The sequence below is a fragment of the Bradyrhizobium sp. 138 genome (assembly GCF_023074075.1).
In the GTDB taxonomy this organism is placed as follows: domain Bacteria; phylum Pseudomonadota; class Alphaproteobacteria; order Rhizobiales; family Xanthobacteraceae; genus Bradyrhizobium.
Window position 1 is genome coordinate 1 of sequence record NZ_JADPKT010000040.1, and the last position, 3529, is coordinate 3529.

A 3529-nucleotide genomic window follows, 5' to 3' on the forward strand; every position below is an offset into this window, starting at 1 on the left:
GCGGCATTTGGTGGCGGCTTCCATTGCGCCACACTCGACGTCCGACGGCGCGGCACATTGAAGAGCTATTTTTGAACCGACTTCCAACACGTCTCGTCGTGCCTGATATGAACGAGGCCGCCAACTGAGGCGGCCTTCGCGATGATGGGGTGCACGAGGCGGCGCCGGGCGATGCCGGACCCACTCCGCCACCCTGAAAATTGGCGACCTTTACAGGCGCCCCCTACAAGTCTCGCGATACCTGCGGCAATTTCCTGCGCCTTGTTCGCCCAGCTCGTTCTTGTAGAGGCAGGCCTGTCTCAATTCGGCGCACACATCCCTGCGTGCTGGTCTTTGGCAGGTCTCCCGGTATCTGCGGCAATTTCCTTCACCCCGTTCCCCTAGCGCGTCCTTGTTTTCGCAGGCAAGCCGCAATTGCTCGCATTGCCCGCCTCCTCGACCGTCGTACACTCGGACGCCTCCCGGTCCAATCTCAAAGGATTGAGAAAAGGCCGAGATCGGGGCTACAAACAAGGCAGTTGCCGCTGCGGCGCCGAATGCATACTTGCGCATCCCTTTAAACATTGCTGATCCTCCAGTTGGTATGTGCCAGTGAGTAGAGGGAGGCCGCTTCGGCGGCCTCCCTCTTGTCGATGGGAGCGGACGGAGCGGGGGTTTATCGCTTCTCGCCACCACTCCCTTAGTGCGCGCAGACCTTGATGGTCTTCATCCCGGTCTCAGCTTCGGTGCGTGTCTTGAACACCTTGCCGTCGCCAACAATGACGGTGGTTGTGGCGGTCGGCTTCTTGTCCACGATGGTGCATTTCTTCGTGGAGGTGTCTTGCACTACATAAAATTCCGTCTGGGCGTAGGCAGCGCCGGTCATGATTGCAGCGGCAGCAGCCGAAATGAGAAGCTTCTTCATGGTGTCTCCTCCATTGTGAGTGTGTCCCTGCGCAAATTATCGAGCGGCGTGGATTGGGTCCCACGGCTGGAAACTACGTCTCGGGTTCACTACTGTGTGGAGATACTAAAGGAACGATATGAACGCCGGCCGAACAGGCAGTTCAGAGATCGTTTATCGCGGGGTTACCGATCTTCGACTCCACAGGCGCACATTCCAAGATCGCGTTCTCGCTCTCGGACAATAAGGTCGCTCTGAATTCCGATTGGGATATGGATCAATTGCGCGTGCTCTGGCGGGACCTGATGGGCGCCGAGATCAATTTCGATGTGGAAGTGACCGGCTTTGAGACCGCAGAGATCGACCTGTTGGTGGACGGCGAAGCCAAGCCCGAGAAGCCTGATCGAAGCGATCTCGTACCGGCCGTTGGGGCGGAGCCGGTATCACGGCTCGGCGACCTCTGGATTCTGGGGGAGCATCGCCTGCTGTGTGGCGACACGTGCCGATCGACGGTCATGTCAGCGGGCTTGGCGCGGTCAAGCACCGCGAGTTCAAGATGGCTTCCGGCGAGATGAGCTCGGCCGAGTTTGCGGGCTTTTTGGCTGGGGTGTTCGGCAATATGGCGCAGGTGAGTGTGGACGGCGCCATCCATTTCATCTGCATGGATTGGAGGCACATGGACGAGGTGCTGAAGGCAGCCGGCGGCGGCGTCTATTCCGAGCTGAAGAATTTATGCGTCTGGAACAAGAGCAATGGCGGCATGGGATCGTTCTATCGCTCCAAGCACGAGCTGGTCTTCGTCTACAAGGTGGGTCAGGGGTCTCACTTGAACACGATCGAGCGTCGCCACGCGCTTTGTCGTCGCCCCGTAGGCCATTCAAGCGTCGTCGTTTTCTTCCGCAGGGCGCCCGCGACGACGCGATGCTTTTATCAGGGTATCAGGTCATGCTCGGTGGGCAGCAACGCAACCTAACGTCTCGCCGGCCCGGCAATTCTTCTCTGCACTCAAATAGGGAACGCATTCGCTCCGTCGTGTCATGAACTTTTTAATAATTAAATAAATTAAATATAGAAAACCAATTTAATGTGCGTTATAATCGGCCAATTGTGCCGGACGAACGCACAAGGATCTCGAAAGAGGCGGCTCCGGCATCTCCTGCCCGCCCCGCAGGAGCCGTTTCTTCGAGTGCTGAGGTGAGGATATGGAGGTGAGCGTGCCCTCTACTCGCTGGACGAGACGCGAGGACGATATTTTTCGAAAGCTGGTGAGTTCTCGAGCATCACCGAGGTCTATCGCCCAGATTTTGAACAGAACCGAAGATGAGCTGAAAAAGCGAGGCTACCTCCTCGGATTGCCGTTGAAGTGGTTCAAAACAAGTTGTGGCTATTAGCTCAATGATCTTTTGATCTGGATGAGCGTAAGCGCCCAAGCTCAGACTATTGAATGGCCATGCAGAAGCAGGTCGCAATTGCGCTTTGGTCCTTGGCCGCATGCGTACTGGCGTTTATATTGGCGGCAATCGTCTCAGGCCGCGATTTTCGTAGCTTCCACAAGGGTGCGCCTACGGGAACAACCCAAGCTTCACGAAGCTCAGTAGGGGACCGGTAACCGACAGGGAAGCATGCAGCAAAATGGAGATCATGGTTGGCAGGTTGCCGCTCATAGGTGGGCGATCGCCTGGCCAACCGATCCGAGGCGTCTACACGGCTTTGCTGCGTACCATCTTGGGCGATCGAAAAGGCCGGTGTTGAGCACATGCCGAATTTTCGACCTACGTTTCGAAGTGTTTCTTCGCACGCCTGCGACGATAATGATGATCACGAGCCGTTAGAGCCCTTCCCGGACGGCTGGTGGGCTTCGTCGTGAGATCGCTCAGAAGGATGGGTGGTCGGTCTGCCAGCCATTTGCCTATGTCTTGGATAGCTCAAAGGCTGCCCTCGCTGTTCGGCTCGGCTTCCCGAAAGCTGACATCGCAGTCCTCGGAGCGAAGGGCAGCACGAGCCATAGGGCGACGTCCCAAACGCTCTAGGGAATCCATTTCTCCTTCTCCGCAGATCGTGTCAGTGCAGCTGTCGATTCAATGCTGACAAGAGGATCTGTCCACCATGGTGCAGATCGGAATCGAGCGCAGTTAACGGCGATATTGGCGGCCGACGTGTCCCGTTATTCTCGACTTATGCACCGGGACGAAAGGCTCCGCACGGCAAGCTAGGGACGCCGCCCGCGTTTTTTTCGCAGCAACATGGCCATAGAGACGGCTTATATACGTGAGTATAGTCGTCACGAGGCAAATTTAATCGATTATTGGCCGTTGCGAGGCCAGGTTCGCCCCTTCGCGCATCGATGGTGATCGCGGGCGCTATTTGCCACACCGGGCGAGAGACAGGCCGCAATCTGGAAGAATGCCTCGATTGATCCAGCGCGCGTAAGCAAGAGGTGTTAATGCAACATCCGATTCAACCGGCGTCGGTCGCGCTCGATTCGAATGAGCGCAAGCGCCCCGAGGAGGCACTGCGCGAGAGCGAGGAGCGCTTTCGCACGCTGGGGCACGCTGGTGCAATTCTCCTTTGATGTGTACTGGGAAACGGACGCGCAGCATCGCTTCATCCGCCAGGAGTTCGCTCAGACACTTCCCGAGCCGCCGG

3 protein-coding genes are annotated in these 3529 nt (G+C 57.3%); 2 read left to right on the forward strand and 1 reads right to left on the reverse strand.

All coding sequences use genetic code 11. From position 1 onward, the window contains the following. Positions 1 to 679 precede the first annotated feature (679 nt). Positions 680 to 904 carry a hypothetical protein gene (locus IVA79_RS17455; RefSeq protein WP_247554836.1) on the reverse strand — a complete coding sequence of 75 codons (225 nt, stop codon included), beginning with the start codon at positions 902 to 904 and terminating at the stop codon, positions 680 to 682. Between the two features lie 251 nt (positions 905 to 1155). Between IVA79_RS17455 and IVA79_RS17460 the strand changes: the two genes are divergently transcribed. Both IVA79_RS17460 and IVA79_RS17465 read left to right on the forward strand, forming a co-directional pair. Further along, complete coding sequence (locus tag IVA79_RS17460) at positions 1156 to 1458, forward strand: hypothetical protein (RefSeq protein WP_247554839.1); 303 nt, start codon at positions 1156 to 1158, stop codon at positions 1456 to 1458. Beyond that, the gene (locus IVA79_RS17465; protein WP_247554842.1) at positions 1440 to 1856 is read left to right on the forward strand and encodes a hypothetical protein; all 417 of its coding nucleotides are present in this window, start codon (positions 1440 to 1442) and stop codon (positions 1854 to 1856) included. The genes IVA79_RS17460 and IVA79_RS17465 overlap by 19 nt, the downstream gene beginning before the upstream one ends. Positions 1857 to 3529: the final 1673 nt, after the last annotated feature.